We start from the raw sequence: 18,800 nt of genomic DNA, 5'->3' as shown, positions 1-18,800 counted from the left end.
AGTGTTCTGGTACTCGGGACCGGCTACCGTCGCTTAGAACGCCCGGATTCCGTCAGAAATGCGCGCGTGAATGAGCGGCCTGGGAAAGTCTCGCATCGTCGCAATCGCGCACTCCTTCTTCAGGTCTTTCAGCCGCCGACGTGGCTTCAAATCGCATTGCGTTGCTATAGACTGCAACGAAATAAGACTCGGAGTCGGAAATCGGGACCCTTTTGATACACCCTTTTTGCCAGTAGGCTTGTGCCCGGTAAGGCTACGTCCTGGGATGAGTTGCTTCTGCTCCCAGGGCTGCGAGGGCCTCGTCTATAGTCTTGTGAATCGGCCACAGGCGCTCGAACTTTGCGATACTGAAAAGTCGCGTTACTGCATATGTGTTGATTACGAGATGGCTCGGCGGATAGCCCGTGTTGACGACTCTGTCTGCGTACAGCTTGGCGAGCTTCGAGAGGCACGTCGAGTCTATATAGGTCACGGCGCTGAGGTCGATGATGACGGTGGGACAGTTCAGGGCGGGGGCGAGCAGGCGCTCAAACTCGGCGGCCGACGCGATGTCCCATTCTGGCTCTTCGAAACGGATGACGAGCGGTTGACTCATTTTACTCCTCCCGGCCCGTTGAAGTCGGACCCGACTCTATTGTGAGTAAGGTGCCATTTCCTTCTGCTCAGCGACTCGCGAGGATGGTCCCCCGACCTGGAGGCCGTTCGGTCGCTCCATCTAAACCTAGCTAGTCGAATGCTGCATCTATGCGAGCTTTGGGTTTGTTCCGTGTTGACGGCCTTTAGAGCAGGCGGAGTCCTTGCGTGAGCGATTCGGACGGCCCTTCCTTTGCCCCATTCGATGATGCGTATACGTCCCGCTTCGGGGCTTTAGCTAAGGCTATCGCGGCGGGCGATTCTTCGGAGTTGAGTGAGCTAGTCGAGCTTCTGGCTAATCCTGGGGCTCTGGAGCCTTCGACCCGGATGGCCTGGTCTATGAAGCGGCGCGTGGCGGTCTTTGCTCGCGACTCCTATACCTGTCGATACTGTAAGCGGCAGACGATTGCGCCTCCCGTGCTGCGCGTCGTGTCGCATCTCTTTCCGACGGCTTTTCGATTTCATCCAAACTGGAAGACGAGTGAGATTGACGCTGCCGAGCCAGTAGAGCAAGGGGTTTAACGTTGACGCTGCCGTCTGAACGGCCAACAGAGCGTGCGCGCCGAGACCCCCAGCGGTTGCTACCGTGCAGAACTTAAGTCGCTGGGTTGCATGGCTCTACCCAGTTGCCTTCATCACCTGCGGCGCGTGTGGTGCGGTGTTTGCATAAAGTCTGCTAAGAGGCCTTGACATACTCGCGTTCGCGTCTCTCTTTTCTGCGTTTGCAAGTCTTCTTGTTGCGGGCGGGACTCTTTTGCTGGCGTGGTACACTTCCGCCTCTGTTAGAACCACGCAGGCTATCCTCCAAAATCAAGCGTCGAACTTTCAAAAAGCTCAAACCATTGATTTAATCACTCAATACTTTCAGCTTCCCTTACAACTGAATAGTGATGTAGCGATTACGCCTTACAATGCCTTCTGCCAAATATTGCTATATGCCGACCGCCCTGCGGAGGCTCGCGTCCTCAAAGAGTTTTACAACAAACAGCGTCAAGACAACCTCGCCGATGAAAACCGGCGTAAACAGTACCGTGCCTTGGTCGAATGCTTTCCTACCATCTTGAACTTCTACATGCATGCCGAGCAACTTTACTCCGAAGATGTCCTAGATAAGCGAATGTTCGCCAATAGGTTTTCGCCGCAACTGCTGTCGCTGTGCGAGGCGATGCCAAAGCTCAATGACGTAATACAAGCAGTTACGCCTGATTCGCTTGAGCGGCTGACTCGGCTCAAGACCCTCTGCGAAGGCTGGATAGCGCGCACGTCTTCCCGAACCAAGAAATAGGAGTTCCCGGCCCTCTTCGGCCTTGACGCTGCTGCCGTCGAACGCCGTCACGGCGTTTTGGAGCAGTTGGGTCTTCCATTACGTGATGAGGTTAGCGTGGATGTCGAACTTCTTGGAGAGCTCGGCCATCGTGAGCTCGCCGTGTACGGCGAGCAGCGCCACTTTTGCCTTGAAGGCCGGGGAGTGGTTCCGGCGAGAACGTCGTGTCACGAGATGCTCCTGTCGTGTCACGAGATGCTCCTTCTGAAGGCTGTTTCGCCTTCGATGGAGCGAAGTCATCACTTAGACGGCTGTTCGATTATCCGAGGCCACCTCTCGCCACAAGTTGGCCTCCTCGTCAAACTTGGATACATCAGCAAATGTCAACCCATAAAGGTTAACCTAGCTTAGTTTTTCGTAGTCAGCCCGCCACGTTTTCTAGCCAAATCGCGTTAGTTGAGCGAGCGGAGCCACCTGTTTGGTGCGCGAAACCCCAAGCGGAAAAACCGAGCGACACGAGACTTATGGAAGGCTAACGATGAACGGACGATTCTGGCGTCAGGCTACCTACGCCATCGCTATTGCTGTGTTTCTTTCAGGTTGCGGCTCTTTTGCGCCGAGTAATGCACCCAGTGCGAATAGCGCGGTCCCTCAGCGAGCGCAAGTGGACGGCCGCACTGGCTCATGGATGGTGCCAGAAGCAAAAAGCCAGAATCTGCTATACGTTTCGGCGTATTCGGACGTACTCGTCTTTACTTATCCTGGTGGAAAGCAGGTTGGCGACCTCAAGGGCTTCACTTCGGCTGCCGGTGAGTGCGTCGATAGCAAAGGCAATGTTTTTATTACAAGCTTCAAACCTCGGGGAGCTAATGAATATGGTCACGGACGGACCAAGCGAATCGCCCTTTTTCCAGCAGATGCGATTCCTCTATCCTGTGCCATCAGTCCGACAACAGGAGACTTAGCAATCTGCGGCTCCGCAAGCTATCTTGAAATCTACAGAGCGGCGAAAGGCAAACCGATAACCTTCCGCGATAAACGCATGCAATACGGGACACTTGTTACGTACGACGACAAAGGGGACCTCTTCTTTCTCGGCATAAAGCCTGGAACGGCCCAACAGCAGCAGCTTTCCGAGTTGCGGAGTGGCTCCTCGCACTTTGTAAACGTGAAAGCCGATGCGTCTATTTACGTTGAGGGCGGCCTTCAATGGAATGATGGGCTTTTAACGGCGATTTCTAATACTAAAAAGGTCAATATCTATCAGTTTCAGATTAGCGGAACAAAAGCCCACAAGGTGGGCGCGACACCTCTTGGCGCACCAGCGTACATCGTGCTTCAGTACGTTATTGACGGCAAGACCGTTATCGTTCCAAATCTTCTGAGCACTACTCAAAGCAACGTGCTCTATTACAGATACCCTGAAGGCGGCGCGCCGACGTTTACACTTTCAGGAAGTGGCGGTGCTCGTGCCGTTGCTGTAAGTCGCGCAGCGTCCTAACCCGCGCTTGGACTTTCCTCATCTTCATTTAAAACTCTAGAACACGGAAAGGATAAGAAAGCAATGTCAGTTTTGAACGGCCTCTTCAATGTAACAGACACCACTGTGTGGGGTGCAGGAAACGCCTTGGTCCCGGACGGCAGCACCGACAATAGCGCCAATCTACAGGCCATGATAGAGTCCCTTCTGAACCCCTCAGGTATAACGAAAGGGCAAGGAGGTACCTTGGAGTTCCCATCGACCGGCGACCCCTCTGGTGGCTCGACTTATGCTTTCAGTTCAACGATAAGCATCGGGCCGGTCGGCGCGCATTTCTATCCCGCCAATATCATCCTTCGCGGCACCGGCGCTCAGGACCGCGGAAACCCTATTTTGCAGATGACTGATAGCGCCCAGGACTTTTTCCTCGTTAACAATCATTCCGATGCAATGGGTGCTCCAGGTAACGACAATATCGCCGGAGTCGTCTTTCAGGACCTGATGATTTCTTTCGTGAATGCGGAAGGCGCGGGAGGCGGGCGAGGCGTCGTCGCAGCACACGGCAACGTCCGCCTTTTGCGCGTAACCTTGGATGAGGTTCCTGATGCGGCGGTTCACTTTGTACAAAGCTTGCACTGCAGCATCATTGATTCCGACATCCGCGTTGAACAGGTCAGCGGTGGAGTCGGACTGCGCCTTGGTGACCCTGATGAAAAGCATTCGGCTATTGAAACGTACGTTGCGGGAACCACTTTCGGATGCTATAAAACCGGCGGGACTGGGATAGAGATATACGGCGCGGAGCATCTTCGCATGGTCAACACCCGTCTCGAAGGCTGGACGAACTCAATCAAAATCGAGCCCAACAACAACACGGACGGCGTTCGAAAGTTGTACTTCGGAAATGTAAGCTGCTTCTCCTCAGAGGTTGCGCTGCAAATCATCCCAAACGGCGGCGCTTCTGATACGAAGACGGTGTATGTCACGCAAGTTTGGTTTGCCCAGTGTGAGTTCGGGCCGGGAAGCAACGTTGGAGACGACAATCCCGCAGGTATCGTGGTGGGTCCCGTAGACGATTATAACATCATTGACACGGTGCGGTTTGTTGATTGCTTTTCGTGCCAATGGCCTGGCCCCGGCCTTCAAATAGACGGCGGGACGAGTATCGAGGTTCTCGGCGGCCATTATTCTTGCAACGGCAACAACGGCGGAGTCAAGCCGCCTGATGTCCAATCAAAAACCGTCCGCGAAAGCGGGTCAGCTCCAGTTCGATTATCTGAACTAACATTTGAAAGGATGTAACTGCCTACGTCTCGCGCGTACTTCTTGCACGTTGGGTCAGCTACGAAAGAGCTAACGGCGAAGACATCCGGCGCAGCAAGAACTCCCAGCAATACTTCAGCTTGCCAAATCGCTTGCTGACCTATTATATCGCTCGCGTCGGTGCCGGTAAGAGTTCCGAGCTTGAGGCAAAAGTTGATGTCGTATTGCGCCTTATTCAAGAGTGCGGACGTGTTTCCCAAGACTCGCTCACGCTCGCGGACCTGAGCAGGCGTATCACTTGGCATTTTTGCTATCGCCGTGGCACTTGTGAGGACGACACCTAGCTTGTCGGTACCGTCGCAAGCAGCCTTGGCATGAGCCGTTAAGGACAGCACCAAACCGAAAGAGACAAGAACAGCAATCTTAGTCAATCCGTAACTCCTCAAAGTAGACACGCTTCGCAGGCGTGACGCTCACAAAAGCGCGCCCCCTCCACCTCTTCCACCCCGTCCTAGTGTACCCCATTTTGGGATACGCTATAGAAGCCTTCTATCATCTGCACCATGGGGTCTCCCGGCGGGTGAGCAAGTTGCAGGCAAGTAGACCCCTTCGTTCCAAACGAAAGTAACTTCTTTATGATGCCAGAGCTTGAGCATGGCAGGCACGGTGATACGAGTTTCCGTAGAGGCCGCGAACCTCGGCGTCTGCACCGCCGCAATACTTGCAAGTGGCCTTCCCTTGAGCTTCGGGCGCGCTCTGGTCTTCTACCCTTACGGCGGCGGGTGTCATCGCGGCTGATGGAATCTCTCTCTGACAAAAGCGACAAACTGAGGCGCGAAGCGGTATCGAGGAAAGGCAGTATGGGCATTTGTGGAGTTCATCATCTCGGTATTCGGGCCGTGGCATGAACGCGAGAATGACCAGCGGAATCGGCCCGAAGAAAAACGTCGCGATAAGCCACGTCGGCGCATAGCGATTCTTGGCCCGGCAAACTGCAAACACTAACGACCACAGAACGACGACGAGTATCTGCCATGCAATGTATGCGCCGAAATAGTCAGTACCATGCGCCGCGTTGCCCGCGAAGCTCGTGGCTTTCGGGTGTACGCTCGATGCTTTACCATGCGAGGCTGAGATGATTGTGGAGCGTCCCGCTAGAACGCGAGTCAAATGAAAGAGCGCGGCGATGCTCTGCGAATGACTGAGAGTGATGTGATTCGTGCCGTTGTCAAACATCTGGAGGCTGACGGGTGGACCATTAAAAGCACCTGCACTGAAAAGCAAACCGGCATTGACCTTAAAGCCGAACGCGGCAACGAGGGATTCGTCTTGGAGGCGAAGGGCGGAACGTCAAGGAAAGAGGGAACCGGCCGTTACGGTAAGGGTTTTACTACCAATCAGCAGCGAGACCATGTTGCCAATGCTCTATTAACAGCATTGAAGTTGCATTCGAGTGAACCCAAGTCGCAAGTGGCGATTGCCTTTCCCGATACGCCAAGCCATCGCCGTCACATAACAGCGGCCGCAGACGCCCTTAAAACGCTTTCAATATGGGCATACGTCATTCACCCAGACCAACGGGTCGAACGAATCGTCTAGGTCTGTTGCCATTCAGAATCCTGAAAGGCTCGACACAACAGTGAAGCCGCGCTCGAAGAAGAAACTTCAAGAAGTATCGGTTTTTGACGGTAGCCTTCATGGTATAATCTGAACATGAGTAGCGGCTTTCTAGGCTTCTTCAAGAGAAGGCCACCAGAGCTAAAGACACTTGGCAAGTGGCTCTGGAACAATGACGTTGACCTTCTCGGTCAGACGCAAGAAAGAGCAAACGTCACGCTCTTCAAAGGGCTAGTCGAGTCCGATGTTATCAGCGTGGCGTCTGGAAACGCCTTTTCGAAAACCGAAGCGGACATTATCGCGGGACACCTGACGAACCTAGTAGACGGCGGGTATTTGTTCAAAGACTATGAGGCTAAGACCAAGGACGGTCGCCTAATCGACGCTGCGGAAAGAACTCGCGACCTAATCCTTACGGGCGAATATCCTGAGCTTAGCGCCCTCTCAGTGATGGTCGGTGCGCTTTTGGCTATCCGACTATGGTATGCACTGCGGTTCGAGGAATGCGTTAAAGTCGCGAGCCACGTCGTCTCAATCGCTAACGAAAAGGGCGGCGCTGAGGCGCTTCGCGTCCGCGGCTTTGCGTTCTTTGCCCTGGGGGATTACGCGGCTGCGCAAGCCGACATTTCGGAAGCGCAGCGCCGCGAGCCTGGCCTTGTCGGGATTAACGAACCGCTGAAGGCGCTTGCGAAGCTCACGAATACCCCGAGGCCGAAGGACCACGAGCCTGCGGGCGTTGCAAAGATGCGAGGGACGTTGCAGACGTTATTGCGCATCCTAAGGCTTGCTGCGGTCGCGGCGGGCAGCGCCGAGAAGTCGAAAACTCCACTGTCGGACTTCGCCGCCCGAGCGGAGCAAGTGGAAGGCATGATTAAGTCCGACGTGCTGGTCCGAGAACAACTTACTGCGGGAGACGTGGCCGACTTCGCAATGTGCGCAATGAGTGCGCAGATTGCTCTGACGCAATACCTGCTTACTAGCCAGCGTCCCGGCCAAGGCGCTCTACCAAGCGCACAAGAGATTCGAGAAGCCTTCGGCTACTGTTCGATTTACGTGGCCGGTACGCAAAGCATTAACCCGAACGTAGGCCCTGCGTTTGCGGAAATGGCGGAAGGCTTTCACGAGGCGGTAGAATCACTGTTCGCTCGACTCGATGAATCGAGGTTTGACCTTCGATGACAGGCGGTCATCTATACAGGGGCCAATCGTAAACCAAGGGTTTGACGGACGCGCTCCTGCAGGCTACAATCGGTGTGGTGGTTCTCCCGTACCATGGAGCCAACCACGCCGCCGAACCCGCAATCCAATGCGGTAGGAAACGGATGACGTTGGGTCGATGGAGTGTAAGCCAGAAGGCCGAAAAATCTAGTAAGATTCTTCTCCGCCTCGGCGATTGTTCTGACGAGAGCTTCGGTAGACGTGCCGAGGCTCTCGCGGCTTTTAAGGTCTTGTGCTCGAATCCTGACCCTCGTTTACGCACTGAAGGTAGTCCGCCATTGCGCGGTCCCCGTTGAGCACGAACTGCAGACCGGCTCGCCCCTCAGCGGGATGACCACTTATTGACCACTTATTTTCACGAGGAGGCTCGTTAGAATACACGCTCGGGTCTTCCGCCCCCTACGCGAGAAAGTCTTATTTTATGGGCTTTTTCGGCGCGTTAAGTGGTCGAAAAGGAACCTGTCGGGCTCACCCCAAAAATCCTTGACACGGAAGAGGTCATAAGTTCAATCCTTATACCGCCCACCATATTTATATAGCTTTTTGCGAGTCGAAGTTTGCCGCGTGTAGTACGCCGGAAACTGGTTATTGAACCAAGTGAACGCGGATCGTGCGCTCGAAGCCTTTGAGCCGAACTTTGCCCAGGTCCACAAATGCGAGGCCTTTGCCCATGCATAGCTCAGCGATCGCGTCCGAGACTAAGGTCTGCTCGGGTTTCGCGTGCGAGCAAATGCGCTCGGCTAATTGCACGGTCGATCCAAAGAGATCGTTGCTGTTTTCGACAGGTTCCCCCGCTGCGGCGCCGATTCGAACCGTGACCGCGCAATCGGTCCTTTGTGCCGGATGTTCGGCCAAACCCGCCTGAATTTGCGATGCGCACCGCACGGCGGAGACTGCCGATGTAAAGGCAGCCATGATGCCATCGCCGGTATGCTTGATCTCATGCCCAGCATTAGCCGCCAGAGCGTTTCGCACCACTGGGTCGTGAATCTCTAAAAGCTCCATGCAAGCCTCATCGCCAAAACGTTGCGTTAACGACGTCGATTCGGCGATGTCGGTGAAGAGAATAACGCGCACCCCAGAATCGCGCTCCCCCTTGCGCCCTCCAGGCACGAGAGCCGCGCCGCCCTCATCCACCTCGCACCCGCCTAGGAAACCGTTTGCTATCTCGGGGGCTACCTCAATAATCTTCTGCGCCATTAAACCGTGCGCTTCGCGATGCACTTGCGCGGCGGCCTCACTGTTCGGCGCGGTGCAGAGACAAAAAATCTTGCCTTGGCCTTCGTTTAGCCAATACTTGTGATACTCGACGCCGTACTTCGCTTGGACGTGTAAGTCGGCAAGATGCGCCTCGGCGACCGCTTCCGCCGTTGCTCCGGGAACCTCGTGGATGTCCATGTACATCGGCATGCGGCTTTAAGTCAATTGCTTCTGGATACGAAGATTTCCGGAGGCTGACGTAGGCTCTGATAAACGACGCAATAACGCTCTGTCAGTCGAACTAGCGTGTTCAGCTGTTCCTCGGTCGCATCGGAATCCAAGTCGAAGTGAAGTCTGATCTGCGTAAACCCGACCGGGACCTCTTTGGCGACGCCCAGCGTGCCGCGAAAGTCGAGGTCTCCCTCGACGCGTACGACGCCGTTTCGAAGGTCAACTCCAATGGCTGTTGCAACGGCGCCAAGCGTTACGCCGGCGCACGCAGCGAGCGCCTCGAGCAGCATGTCGCCCGAACACGCGCTCAAGCCGTCTCCGCCGCTTGCCGGATGCAGTCCGGCTGAGACGAGCGCCTTGCCTGTCTGTACGCTGCACGTCACGCCCTCGCCAAGACGACCCTCGGCCTTGAGAGTCACGACGGCCGATTCGGGCGACCGCTTATACCGTTCTTTTATTGGCGCTTGCAGAGCGCGAAGTTCATCAGCATTCATAAAACTGGCTGGTGATCGGTTCGGCGGGCTGGCGAGCGTTTCCTCGGCAGCCGATTCCTCAAAGCCTCACTGAGCTCGTCCGAATGCGAGTTCCCCTTCGCTGTTTTTCGCTGTACTCGGGCTTTTTTGCAAGACGTTTGGCGTTGAGCGTCAGTTCTGCGAGAGCGGGAACCTTCCGTTGGTGGCGATCACGTACGTTATTCCGGTTAGCAGCTCTTTTTCACGTAAGTCGGGAAGACCGAAAGTGGTTATGCCGTCGCCGCCAAACTTCGTGCCTAACAGCGAGTAAAGCGCGACATTGCCGTTGATCTTGAGGAGCTGACCAGCGCACTTTTCCCACCCGCGGGGCGGTAGGTACTTCGGAAGGTAGGCGACGAGCGAGAGCTGGCCGATCAGAGGATTGATCGCGCGGTTCGGGCGTTCGAAATCTTTTCGTCTAGGATAGATCCCTCGCGTTGCTATGAGATATGAGAGGCCTTTGAGCGGTTCGTGCCCGCGCAGATCCGGAAGCCCGTACGTCGTTTGGCCGTCGCCGCCGAACCGCACGCCGAGAAGCGAGAAGAGGATAACGTTTACCTTGATCGGCAAAATTTGTCCGGCGCACTTTTCGAAGTGTACGGGGACGTAGTCGTAGGGAGCTAACATGATCGAGCCGAGCAGCTGATCGTCGGTTTCTGCCGAAGCCTTATCCGGCGCGGCCGTCAAGGCAGCGCCGCCGACCGAAGCCGGTACCAAAGTTGAACTCGCACAGCCGGCAAGTGCCGCGCTTGCGCCGCTTAGTACGAACGCTTGGCGCTTCATGAGGGCGGAGCCCCGTTTGTCACGATGTAGTATTTCACATCTTTGATAGGCTCTTTCTCTCGAAGGTCGGGCAGCGCAAAGTCCGTTACTCCGTCGCCTCCGAATTGCGTTCCGAGCAATTTGAAAAGCTCGGAGCCTTTAACCGGCAAAAGCTGGCCGTCGCTCTTATCAAAGCCTTCGGGTGTGTAGTCGTATGGCAACAAAATCAGCGAACCTTCCAACCAAGGCGATTCGTACATGAAGTACCCTCCTAGTGCTGCGGCCGTTTCGGCTTTTCGAAAGCCGCGACCTCTGCTTGCTACACGGGCGAGCGTTCTGGCTATTCAGCATATGAAGCGCAACGAGCTCTTCGAGCGGAAGCGTACGCCGGAACGAGTCGCACTCGATCACGCGGCTTGCCCGCAGCATAGCCGGCGCGTACGATCGTTGAACGCCTTGCAACGCCCTCGGCGTGACCGACCGTTGGCGCAGGCCGCTTTATCTGGCGGCGTCCTTCCCACAGTTCATCGTAAGCGGAGTTCAACGCTTCTTGAAGTCGTTCCGTGCCGAACGATTAGATGCAGAACCGTTCCGGCGCGAGCCGTTACCAATTTCAACAGGTCGGCGCTGGAGAGCTCCTCTGCGCGCTCCCCATTGACGGTCGAAATCCTATCTCCAACGACGATCCCCATCGCGGCGGCGGGAGAGTTTTTCCGAACGGACACGACCTCGAAGTAGGCTGGCTCGTTTTTATCAAAGCCCAGGCCCGAGCGGTTTGGCGGGAATGCGAGCGGATGCAAAGCGGGATCGAGATAGAGCACGCGCGCTTTGTAATCGAACGTCGGAATGAATCGCGACAGCACGGTGAGCCCCAGGTCCCCGGCCTCCGTCCACGATGAAAACGCACCCGTCTTCATCTGGGTGAAGTCCGCCTTGAGGTTCTTGATATCGCGATCGCCGATGGCGAAGCTCGATAGCGTTTGCTTTTGACCCGTGTTTGAGCCCCCCGTGCCCTGACCGTGCACCACATCACCCTTTGCGTATTTTGCCAGGAGCCCCGAGTTGCGGAGAAAGTCGCCGTATAAGATCACCATTCCGGCATTTCCGGTATCGACGCCAAACGACCCGGCGCGACCGTCGGCCGCGGCGCGGGCGAGCGGCATGTCCTCTTGAAAACGGATTGGGACGGCGGCCCCACGGCCGCGATAGCTGAAGTTTCGCAGCGAGGTCAGCGTCAAGAGTCTTCGGGTGTAGTCGACGCGAATCGCGTAGCGCTCAAACCATTCGAGCCCAAGGATCCCGGCGAGGGGCACTCTTTGCCCGCGTTCGTAGAATGAATAGGGATAGGGAATAATCAAAAAAGGCTGATCCGTAAGCTCGGCGTTACCGATCCGCACGTTCGCTACCCGCGTATACTGGAGCGCGATAGTTCCGGCGCCGGCGCCGCCGCTGACGCCGGCTCCAACCCCGCCTAAGCCGAGGGTACGCGCGGCGACGGCATCGAGAATCGCATGGCCCCCGGTATCGAGAATAAACGGCATCGGCGAGCGACCGTTGATCGAAGCCCACACCAAGAGCTGATACCCTTCGAGCGTCAGCGGCACGACGGTTGAGCTGGCATTGTCGAGCATGCGCGCATTATCGAGCGCAGTGGGCTTCTTGAAATCGGCCGAAGCGCTCCGCCTCAAGACCTGGTAACGCCGGACGTCAATTTTGTAACCATCGGCCGGCTCGAATACCGTGCCGGAGGATATTGAAAATGGCAGCGCCAGACCGCTAACCATCCGATAGTCGCCAAAGGTGGTAACATCGGTCGACGTCGGCGTCCGAATAGCGATTGTGCTGATGAGACTACTTTCCTTATCGATCGATAGGACCGCAGGTATGCCGCCGGGAGGTTGAATTCGAACGAGTGATACGCCCCCCTTCGCGCCACTCGAAGGCGCCGCGCAGGAAAGAATCGCCGTCGTGCTCGGGTCGAGATAACCGCGCCGCGCGATGTACGATTCTGTAATGGCACGCGCTCGGGGATACCACGAGTCGTAGGGATGTACGCCCCCGGAGATGTCGCGCGACCAAACGGTCCGCCCGTCGAACACCTCGACGCTGGCACCCGCGACCGGGAGAGAAAGGCGCACGGCGTAGCGGCCGCCGCGCACGTCGTAACGGGTTTCGCCCACTCCGCGCAGTCCGGAGCTCACGGCCGGGCCGGAGGCGACGACCTCTCCGACGGGATTCCAAGACGCGCCTCCCGATGCCGCGCGCACACGCGCGAGCAATGCCGCAGCACTGCAGAATCCGCTCCCAGGTGAAGCGGCTACCGGATAGCCGGCCACGCTCCCGGCGAGCACGGTGAGAACGGTCCGACAAAGAGCAGCGGCCATGGCCTTAGCATAAGCCCTCGGCAAAACGCCGTCTTGAAGATTCTTAGCGCGTGAAGACGCGCCGGTAGCCGGCGGGCCCCAGCCCGAGCTCCTGGCTAAACGCGCGTGTCAGATGGCTCTGATCGCTAAATCCGCAGGCTAGCGCAATGCGGGCAACGGAGGCATTTGTCGTTAAGAGCAGCTTTGAAGCATGGCGGATACGAACGCGCAAACGATACGCGTTTGCCGTCATACCCACGTGCCGGCGGAAGGCGCGGCTGAAGTGCGTCTCGTGCACGCCGCCGATAACGGCCGCATTGCGCAGCGGCATCGGCTGCAGCCATGGAAACTTTTCGATGACGTACGGCAGCCAGCGCGGTCCGTCAGCCGGCTCCCCCGGAGGGCGATCGAGAAGAGCCGCCTGGAGTCGCTGCACCGCCGGCAGCAGTTCGTTCCGGCAAGAAAAGAACGATCGCACCACTCTTCGTACCAGCTCAGCAACCGGAGAGTCGTCGAGTGTAATGCTCGTGCGAGGATACCGTGTTCGCGCCGGCGGAAGCTCTACGTTAAACAGCGCGTGTCCCGCGTGAAAGCATCGGCGTGATTCTCGGCTGCATCGTGCACCACGATCATGCCGGCTCGGCAGCCATCCGGGACGGTCTCACAGACCTCCACGTACGACCCGCTGAGAACGATCGTTACAAATGCCGATTCGTGTCGATGACCGTGGAGCATCCCGCGGCAACGATGGTCCGTTTCGAAAACGGCGCCGGCATCGGTCAGGCACTCCATCGAGGGCTGCATTCGGCGGTACGCGCTTGATCCCCGTTGCCGTACGACCCTCTGCAGACGGATATCGGATCAACAAATGTCAAAACGCACTTGGCCCCCCTTGATAACTCTCGATTCGTCCGCCAAAGGAATGCAGTTAGCCGCCGTTAATGCAATGCGGATGTTAAGCCTTGCACTCGTCGGCGCACTCTCATCGCACCATCCGGGGCGGTCGACCATTCCATTTCAATTCGTCGACAACCGCATCGTCATAGAGTGCAGGATCGACGGTCAAGGGCCGTTCGCAATGATCCTCGATACCGGCTCGCCGTCGATCGCCATAACGCCGCAAGCGGCCGCTAAACTCGGGGTCGCCGTACAGAATGCGGGTACCGTGGCGGGCGCCGGAAACCGCGCTGCAAAAAACGGGCGGGCAATCATTGCGACGCTCTCGCTCGGAGACCTGACGTTCACGAAAATGGACGCCGACGTGCTCGATCTCACCGAGATCCGGACGAAGCTGCGTTTTCCGCGCCTGGACGGCATCATCGGCTATCCCGTGCTAAAGCAGTTCGCCACGTTCGTCGACGTTGATACGATGACGATCGCCTTCTCGCGCGACGAGCCGCCGCGGCCTTCGAACGCCACGGCAACGCACTTCGAAGGGGTCCTCCCTCAGATTTCCGGCGAGATCGACGGCGTCGCCGGCAAGCTGCTCGTCGACTCGGGCGATCGCTCCTCTTTGACGCTCTTCGGTCCGTTTGCGAAGCACAATGGGTTCTTCAGCCGCTATCCTTCGAAGAAGAACATCGTCACGGGATACGGCCTTGGGGGCCCCGTTTACGCCGACGTCTTCGAGCTTCCCAGCCTCGACGTTTTCGGCTCGCATCTCGTGAACGTTGTGACCCGTGCGTCAAGACAAACGGGCGGCGTCTTTGCGAGTACGGCCGACAGCGCGAGCATCGGGACGGGCGTCTTGAAACGCTTTAATATTGTCTACGACTATCCGCACAACTTGATCGTTGCGTGGCCCAGCGGTTACTTTAAAAAACGTGATGCCTTCGTTCCGCCCGGAACCTGAATCGCTTTCACATCCCAACGACGACGCCCCAGCATTAGCCACCGAGCGGTCGCCTTCTTCCCGATTTCCTCGCATGGCTGCGGGGCCCTGGCCCGCTCGAACTCCCGGCGTCCAGGCAACGCCTACCGCGGCGTCGGCGGCGGTACGTACAGCGGCGACGACATCGCCTTGATGTTCGCATAGCGTTCGAGATCCGCGGGAAGGCCCGCGATGACGTCCCCGAGATTGAGCGGTGCCGCGCATTCGCGACGAACGATCTCGCGCAGCATCGCGGGCAGCTCGCTCCAAATGGGCCCCTCACCCGAGATCTCCCGCAAATGGTTGTAGCGTCCCACATCTTTGGCTACGCTCATTGCAAGACGCGCCAGCGCGGCCGCGACGGCACTCGCAACCACGATCGTGACGATGCGCTTCGTTCTCATCCACTCGTTATTCCCGGGCCGCGCGGACCGAACCGCTTTCGGCGCTCGCTCCCTTTATAGAATGCCGGCGCATCGGGGTAAAGCAGCGCGTAGGAGCCGCGCGCAGCCAAAACGGAGACCAGTAAAATGAGTGAGGTACCGACACCGATTCCGACCCCGCAGCCCGGTGAAGAACGTCCGAACCCGGGCCCCGACCCCGTCCTGGATCCCGACGACGATGATGACGACGACGACGATGAAGATGACGAGGGCGTTTAGGATGTGCCGGTTGGACCGAACCGTTCCGTCTTGATACGCGCCGCCGCATAGCCCGCCTGCGTTAGGAAACCCGTTGCCGCCTCAACGAACCCGGTCGGCCCGCATACGTGCGCTATCGGGTTCTCTGATACGGCAAAGGCATTGGCCGCGATAAGCGGCGCATCGATGCGCTGCGGCCCTCGCGTCGAATCCACGGGCGCCGCTCTCGTGTAAGCGAACGTAACCGCGAGGCCATCGTTAGCGGCCGCTAGCGCGCGCAGCTCGTCCGCGTAGTAGATCGCTTCGGGCGAGCGCACGGAGTAGAGCAAGCGAAAGGGCGCGCTCGCCCCCGCCTGGCGTCGGCTGCGAATCATCGCCATCAGCGGGACGATCCCCGATCCGCCGGCGATCAGTTGTGCCGGCTCGCGCTGATCGGGCTTCCACACGAACCATCCGCCGATGGGTCCGAGTATCTCGAGCGGGTTTCCCGCCGCGATGGCCTCGACGAGATAGGGCGAAACTTCGCCCTCGGGCATCAGCTCGACCGTCAGTTCGAGCCGCTCGCCCATGGCTGCGCTCGCGATCGAATACGTTCGCACCGCCGTGTAACCATCTGCAGCACGGAGGCGTACGTCGACGTGCTGACCGGCATCGTGGCCGGGCCATCCGGGAACGTCGAACACCAGCGAACTCGCCGTCGGCGTCTCCTTCCGCCGTTCGACCAGCTTCGCGACGTACCAGCTCAGTCGCCCGTGTATCGCTGTTCCCGCCACGGATCTCCGTACATGTTGTAGCCCAGCCGCTCCCAAAAGCCCGGCTCGTCCGCGCGCATCAACGTCAATCCGCGCACCCACTTCGCGCTCTTCCAAAAATAAAGATGCGGCACGAGCAGGCGCGCGGGGCCGCCGTGTTCGGGCTCGAGCTCCTTACCATCGAAGGCAAACGCAATCCACGCCTTACCGCCGCGCAAATCCGCGAGCGGCACGTTCGTGCTGTATCCCCCGTACGAGTGGGCCATCGTAAAGCCGGCCGCGGTCTCAATCTCGCCAAGCAGCGTATCGATCGATACGCCTTCCCAGCGCGTGCCGAACTTCGACCAACGGGTGACACAGTGAATGTCCGTATGAATCTCTTCGCTGGGCAACGCGCGAAACTGCGACCAGCTCCAGGCCCGCGTCGCGCCGGTCTCCGTGACGACGGAGAACTCCCAAGCCTCCGGCGAAACCGACGGCGTCGGCCCGGCCGACAGGACGGGAAAATCCTGGGTGAGGTACTGACCCGGCGGCAGCGCGCCGCTGGTACGGCGTCGCTTCCCGACGAACCCCGGCGAGGTGAGCGGCGTGTCGTCCATCCAGCATGCTCCTAAACGTTCGGCTAAAATCCTGCGCACATCGCAGCACGAAATCCATCCGGCAGCGCTTCTTTTTCGCATCTGGTAGGCGGCATTTCTTACTTGGCGCCGGCGCTTGACCGCCCTCCGAGCCAAGCGTTTCACTTGTCCTTCTGGGTGGTATCTGGACTAAACTATGCCGCCCCTAACCGCAATAATCGAGATTGCCGACCAGCGCGAAGGTGACGCCGAACCCAAACGCGCCTCAACATTGATTGTTGACGCGCTGGGCTTTCGAGATCCACAAGGGTTGGGCAAAGCCGGCCAAGAGTCCGAAGTCCTTTCACTCGCCGCCGTGAATCAGCGATTGCTGACGCTCTTTACGCCCCAAGAGATCGCCGCCGTCCTCGATCAGATTCTGCGCCTGCGATTCGCGCTCGGCGTCGTTGCCAACGTCCCGCCGCTCTAAACGGCTCTCGGCGGAGAATTTGGAAAAGCGCCCGGCTGGGCGCACCAGGTCAGCGGGCTCCCTACTGCTCGTCCGGCGCGACATAGTCGTCCGCCGAATGATGCATGAAGAACTTCGGCGGGTGCGGCGCCGCGATGGGGATGAACGGCAGCGGCTTTTGCATGAAATCGAAGTTATCTTTGGCGGGTGAGGCCGCGCGCCGGTCGGCCGCAGCCATCTGCGGTAAGCCCCAGAGGTCCTCGGCGAAGCGCAGCACGCTCGCGGTTTCGAACCGCACGTGTGAGATGTGGCCGCGCTTGATGTAGGGTGAAAGCATGACGAGCGGCACGCGGAAACCGAGGCTGTCGCGATTGAGGTACGGCGGCGCGACGTGATCGTAGAGACCGCCCCAGTCGTCCCACTGAATGAAGATCGCAGTCGAGTTCCAGAACTTGCTCTGACCGACGGTGTTCACCAGCGCCGCCACCCACGACGGCCCGTACCCGCCGGGACAGTTCACGTGGTCGGAGTCGTCGCAGACCGGCGTTATCCACGTGAAGTTCGCAAGCTTGCCCGCGCGCACGTCGGTGATAAATCGCCAGTTCGGCGAAATGACGTCTTGCGTCCAGTCCGGTCCGTTGTAGATGTGATCGATCGCCTGATAGCTCGACCACGTCCCGCCGTCGCCGCTCGACGCGCTGCCGTATCGGATGGCATAGAATCGCCAGGTGCGACGCGCGTGGTCGAGCTCATCGCCCAAGGTCGTGTAGTTGAAACAGGCGGAAATCGACAAGCCGTACGTGCGCTGCACCGTGATCGTCCCGACGCGGTTGTCGCTGACCTCGCAGCCCCAGTAGAAGCTAGTGGGAAGGTTCACTGCCCACTGCGCCTGCGCGGCGATGATGTACTGATGCGCCACAAAACTCTCGTCGATCTGCGACTGGAACATATGGTCGGCCAGCGCCCCCTCGCGCGCCATTGCGAAGTAGGGCTTCGATTCGCCCGCCGGCGTGTACGTGTACTGAGGATGTAGGATCCCGTGGGCGTTGTAGTACTGCTCGCGGTCGAAACCGTTCATCCGGCAGTGCGTGCCCGGAAGGTCGCCCGGCGGCGCGTTGCAGGCGGCGAACATCGCGTCGGCCGAATGATCGATATCGTAGTGCGCGTTGAGGTCGACCGGGTGAAGCACGATCGTTTGTCCGTGCGAATTTTTCCCGCTCGAAACGGTATCTGCGCCCGGATAATTGTGGAAGAGATTGTCGAAGCTGCGATTCTCCTGAACGATGTAGACGATGTGGGTGATCTTCCCCGCGCCCGTCTCGTTCAGGCCAGCCATCATCGCGTCGCCGCGCATGTACGGCAGCGCCGGATTGCCCATGCCGCAGCCTGCCAGCACCAGTGCCGGAACCGCAAAGCCCGGCGGCCATCTTCTCTTCATGAAGCGCTCCCTTCGAACTGCGAACGAATGAGCCCGCTGCTACGTTTCTAGGATGTCGCTAGGAAAACTAGCAAAGGTCTGGGTTGAATGGTCGTCATTTCAGAACCTAGCGACAGACAAAAAGGCCCGGCGGGATCCCAAACCTGGGGTATCCGTCCGGGCCTTCTTGCGTTTGGCAGCCTGCTCGTTTGGGAATCACAACGCCAACGTCGCACGAGGAGGTATAGCGCAACATGGGCATTCTCGCATGGATCGTTCTTGGTTTAATCGCAGGCGCCATCGCAAAGGCTTTCGTACCGGGGGAAGGGCCCGGCGGAATTCTCGGCGACATCATCGTCGGGATCGTCGGCGCGCTGATCGGAGGCTTCGTCTACGGGCTCTTCGGCCACGCAGGCGTCACCGGGTTCAATATCGGCAGCATCATTTGCGCGATCATCGGCGCCGTGATTCTGCTCGCGCTCATCCGCGCGTTCACTCGCACGCGAACGGTGTAATCTACGCCGTACGTTTTGCCGTAAATAGCACGCGGC

At 58.3% G+C, this 18,800-nt stretch carries 20 protein-coding genes and 1 pseudogene; 9 read left to right on the top strand and 12 right to left on the bottom strand.

All coding sequences use genetic code 11. The features are described from left to right. Window positions 1-253: 253 nt before the first annotated feature. On the bottom strand, window positions 254-595 hold the full coding sequence (locus tag VGG51_13800) for an STAS domain-containing protein (protein ID HEY1884104.1): 342 nt from the start codon (window positions 593-595) through the stop codon (window positions 254-256). 792 nt (window positions 596-1,387) lie between these two features. Between VGG51_13800 and VGG51_13795 the strand changes: the two genes are divergently transcribed. Continuing rightward, a complete protein-coding gene (locus tag VGG51_13795; GenBank protein HEY1884103.1) occupies window positions 1,388-1,918 on the top strand; it encodes a hypothetical protein in 531 nt (176 codons plus the stop codon). An 81-nt stretch (window positions 1,919-1,999) separates the two neighbouring features. On the opposite strand, the pseudogene VGG51_13790 reads toward VGG51_13795, so the two are convergent. Then, a pseudogene (locus tag VGG51_13790) lies at window positions 2,000-2,128 on the bottom strand (transposase). 307 nt (window positions 2,129-2,435) lie between these two features. Here VGG51_13790 and VGG51_13785 point away from each other — a divergent pair. The 4 genes from VGG51_13785 to VGG51_13770 all read left to right on the top strand — a co-directional run bounded on the left by VGG51_13785 (window position 2,436) and on the right by VGG51_13770 (window position 7,436). Continuing rightward, window positions 2,436-3,398 (top strand): hypothetical protein, encoded by a 963-nt coding sequence (locus tag VGG51_13785; GenBank protein ID HEY1884102.1) that lies wholly within the window; start codon window positions 2,436-2,438, stop codon window positions 3,396-3,398. A gap of 72 nt (window positions 3,399-3,470) precedes the next feature. After that, window positions 3,471-4,679, top strand: a complete 1,209-nt coding sequence (locus VGG51_13780; protein ID HEY1884101.1) for a hypothetical protein — start codon at window positions 3,471-3,473, stop codon at window positions 4,677-4,679. 1,131 nt (window positions 4,680-5,810) lie between these two features. Next, complete coding sequence (locus VGG51_13775) at window positions 5,811-6,239, top strand: hypothetical protein (GenBank protein ID HEY1884100.1); 429 nt, start codon at window positions 5,811-5,813, stop codon at window positions 6,237-6,239. Window positions 6,240-6,353: 114 nt separating this feature from the next. After that, window positions 6,354-7,436 carry a hypothetical protein gene (locus tag VGG51_13770; protein HEY1884099.1) on the top strand — a complete coding sequence of 361 codons (1,083 nt, stop codon included), beginning with the start codon at window positions 6,354-6,356 and terminating at the stop codon, window positions 7,434-7,436. Window positions 7,437-8,060: 624 nt separating this feature from the next. Here VGG51_13770 and VGG51_13765 read toward each other — a convergent pair. From VGG51_13765 to VGG51_13740, 6 genes are all read right to left on the bottom strand, one after another. Beyond that, window positions 8,061-8,873 (bottom strand): nickel-binding protein, encoded by an 813-nt coding sequence (locus VGG51_13765; GenBank protein HEY1884098.1) that lies wholly within the window; start codon window positions 8,871-8,873, stop codon window positions 8,061-8,063. A 23-nt stretch (window positions 8,874-8,896) separates the two neighbouring features. Beyond that, window positions 8,897-9,325: an OsmC family protein gene (locus VGG51_13760; GenBank protein ID HEY1884097.1), complete on the bottom strand. Its 429-nt coding sequence runs from the start codon at window positions 9,323-9,325 to the stop codon at window positions 8,897-8,899. Window positions 9,326-9,550: 225 nt separating this feature from the next. After that, a complete protein-coding gene (locus tag VGG51_13755) occupies window positions 9,551-10,201 on the bottom strand; it encodes a tail fiber protein (GenBank protein ID HEY1884096.1) in 651 nt (216 codons plus the stop codon). Continuing rightward, window positions 10,198-10,440, bottom strand: a complete 243-nt coding sequence (locus VGG51_13750) for a tail fiber protein (GenBank protein ID HEY1884095.1) — start codon at window positions 10,438-10,440, stop codon at window positions 10,198-10,200. The genes VGG51_13755 and VGG51_13750 overlap by 4 nt, the downstream gene beginning before the upstream one ends. Window positions 10,441-10,704: 264 nt before the next feature. After that, window positions 10,705-12,564: an aspartyl protease family protein gene (locus VGG51_13745; GenBank protein HEY1884094.1), complete on the bottom strand. Its 1,860-nt coding sequence runs from the start codon at window positions 12,562-12,564 to the stop codon at window positions 10,705-10,707. Window positions 12,565-12,607: 43 nt separating this feature from the next. Continuing rightward, a complete protein-coding gene (locus VGG51_13740; protein ID HEY1884093.1) occupies window positions 12,608-12,979 on the bottom strand; it encodes a helix-turn-helix transcriptional regulator in 372 nt (123 codons plus the stop codon). Window positions 12,980-13,495: 516 nt separating this feature from the next. On the opposite strand from VGG51_13740, the gene VGG51_13735 reads away from it, so the two are divergent. Then, complete coding sequence (locus VGG51_13735; protein HEY1884092.1) at window positions 13,496-14,395, top strand: retropepsin-like aspartic protease; 900 nt, start codon at window positions 13,496-13,498, stop codon at window positions 14,393-14,395. 122 nt (window positions 14,396-14,517) lie between these two features. On the opposite strand, the gene VGG51_13730 is transcribed toward VGG51_13735, so the two are convergent. Next, a complete protein-coding gene (locus VGG51_13730; protein ID HEY1884091.1) occupies window positions 14,518-14,817 on the bottom strand; it encodes a hypothetical protein in 300 nt (99 codons plus the stop codon). Between the two features lie 126 nt (window positions 14,818-14,943). On the opposite strand from VGG51_13730, the gene VGG51_13725 reads away from it, so the two are divergent. Beyond that, window positions 14,944-15,075 (top strand): hypothetical protein, encoded by a 132-nt coding sequence (locus tag VGG51_13725; GenBank protein HEY1884090.1) that lies wholly within the window; start codon window positions 14,944-14,946, stop codon window positions 15,073-15,075. Here the strand turns inward: VGG51_13725 and VGG51_13720 are convergent. Then, the gene (locus VGG51_13720; GenBank protein ID HEY1884089.1) at window positions 15,072-15,827 is read right to left on the bottom strand and encodes a ferredoxin reductase; all 756 of its coding nucleotides are present in this window, start codon (window positions 15,825-15,827) and stop codon (window positions 15,072-15,074) included. The genes VGG51_13725 and VGG51_13720 overlap by 4 nt on opposite strands. Further along, complete coding sequence (locus VGG51_13715; protein ID HEY1884088.1) at window positions 15,797-16,405, bottom strand: sulfite oxidase-like oxidoreductase; 609 nt, start codon at window positions 16,403-16,405, stop codon at window positions 15,797-15,799. The genes VGG51_13720 and VGG51_13715 overlap by 31 nt, the downstream gene beginning before the upstream one ends. Before the next feature lie 175 nt (window positions 16,406-16,580). On the opposite strand from VGG51_13715, the gene VGG51_13710 reads away from it, so the two are divergent. After that, entirely contained in the window at window positions 16,581-16,853 is a 273-nt protein-coding gene (locus VGG51_13710; protein HEY1884087.1) for a hypothetical protein, read from the top strand. 61 nt (window positions 16,854-16,914) lie between these two features. On the opposite strand, the gene VGG51_13705 is transcribed toward VGG51_13710, so the two are convergent. Next, on the bottom strand, window positions 16,915-18,270 hold the full coding sequence (locus VGG51_13705; protein ID HEY1884086.1) for an alkaline phosphatase family protein: 1,356 nt from the start codon (window positions 18,268-18,270) through the stop codon (window positions 16,915-16,917). A 233-nt stretch (window positions 18,271-18,503) separates the two neighbouring features. On the opposite strand from VGG51_13705, the gene VGG51_13700 reads away from it, so the two are divergent. Continuing rightward, window positions 18,504-18,764 (top strand): GlsB/YeaQ/YmgE family stress response membrane protein, encoded by a 261-nt coding sequence (locus VGG51_13700; protein ID HEY1884085.1) that lies wholly within the window; start codon window positions 18,504-18,506, stop codon window positions 18,762-18,764. Window positions 18,765-18,800 lie beyond the last annotated feature (36 nt).

It is taken from the genome of Candidatus Cybelea sp. (genome assembly GCA_036489315.1).
GTDB lineage: Bacteria > Vulcanimicrobiota > Vulcanimicrobiia > Vulcanimicrobiales > Vulcanimicrobiaceae > Cybelea.
Note: the sequence above shows the minus strand (reverse complement) of the source record. Positions and strands in the feature narration are given on the sequence as shown.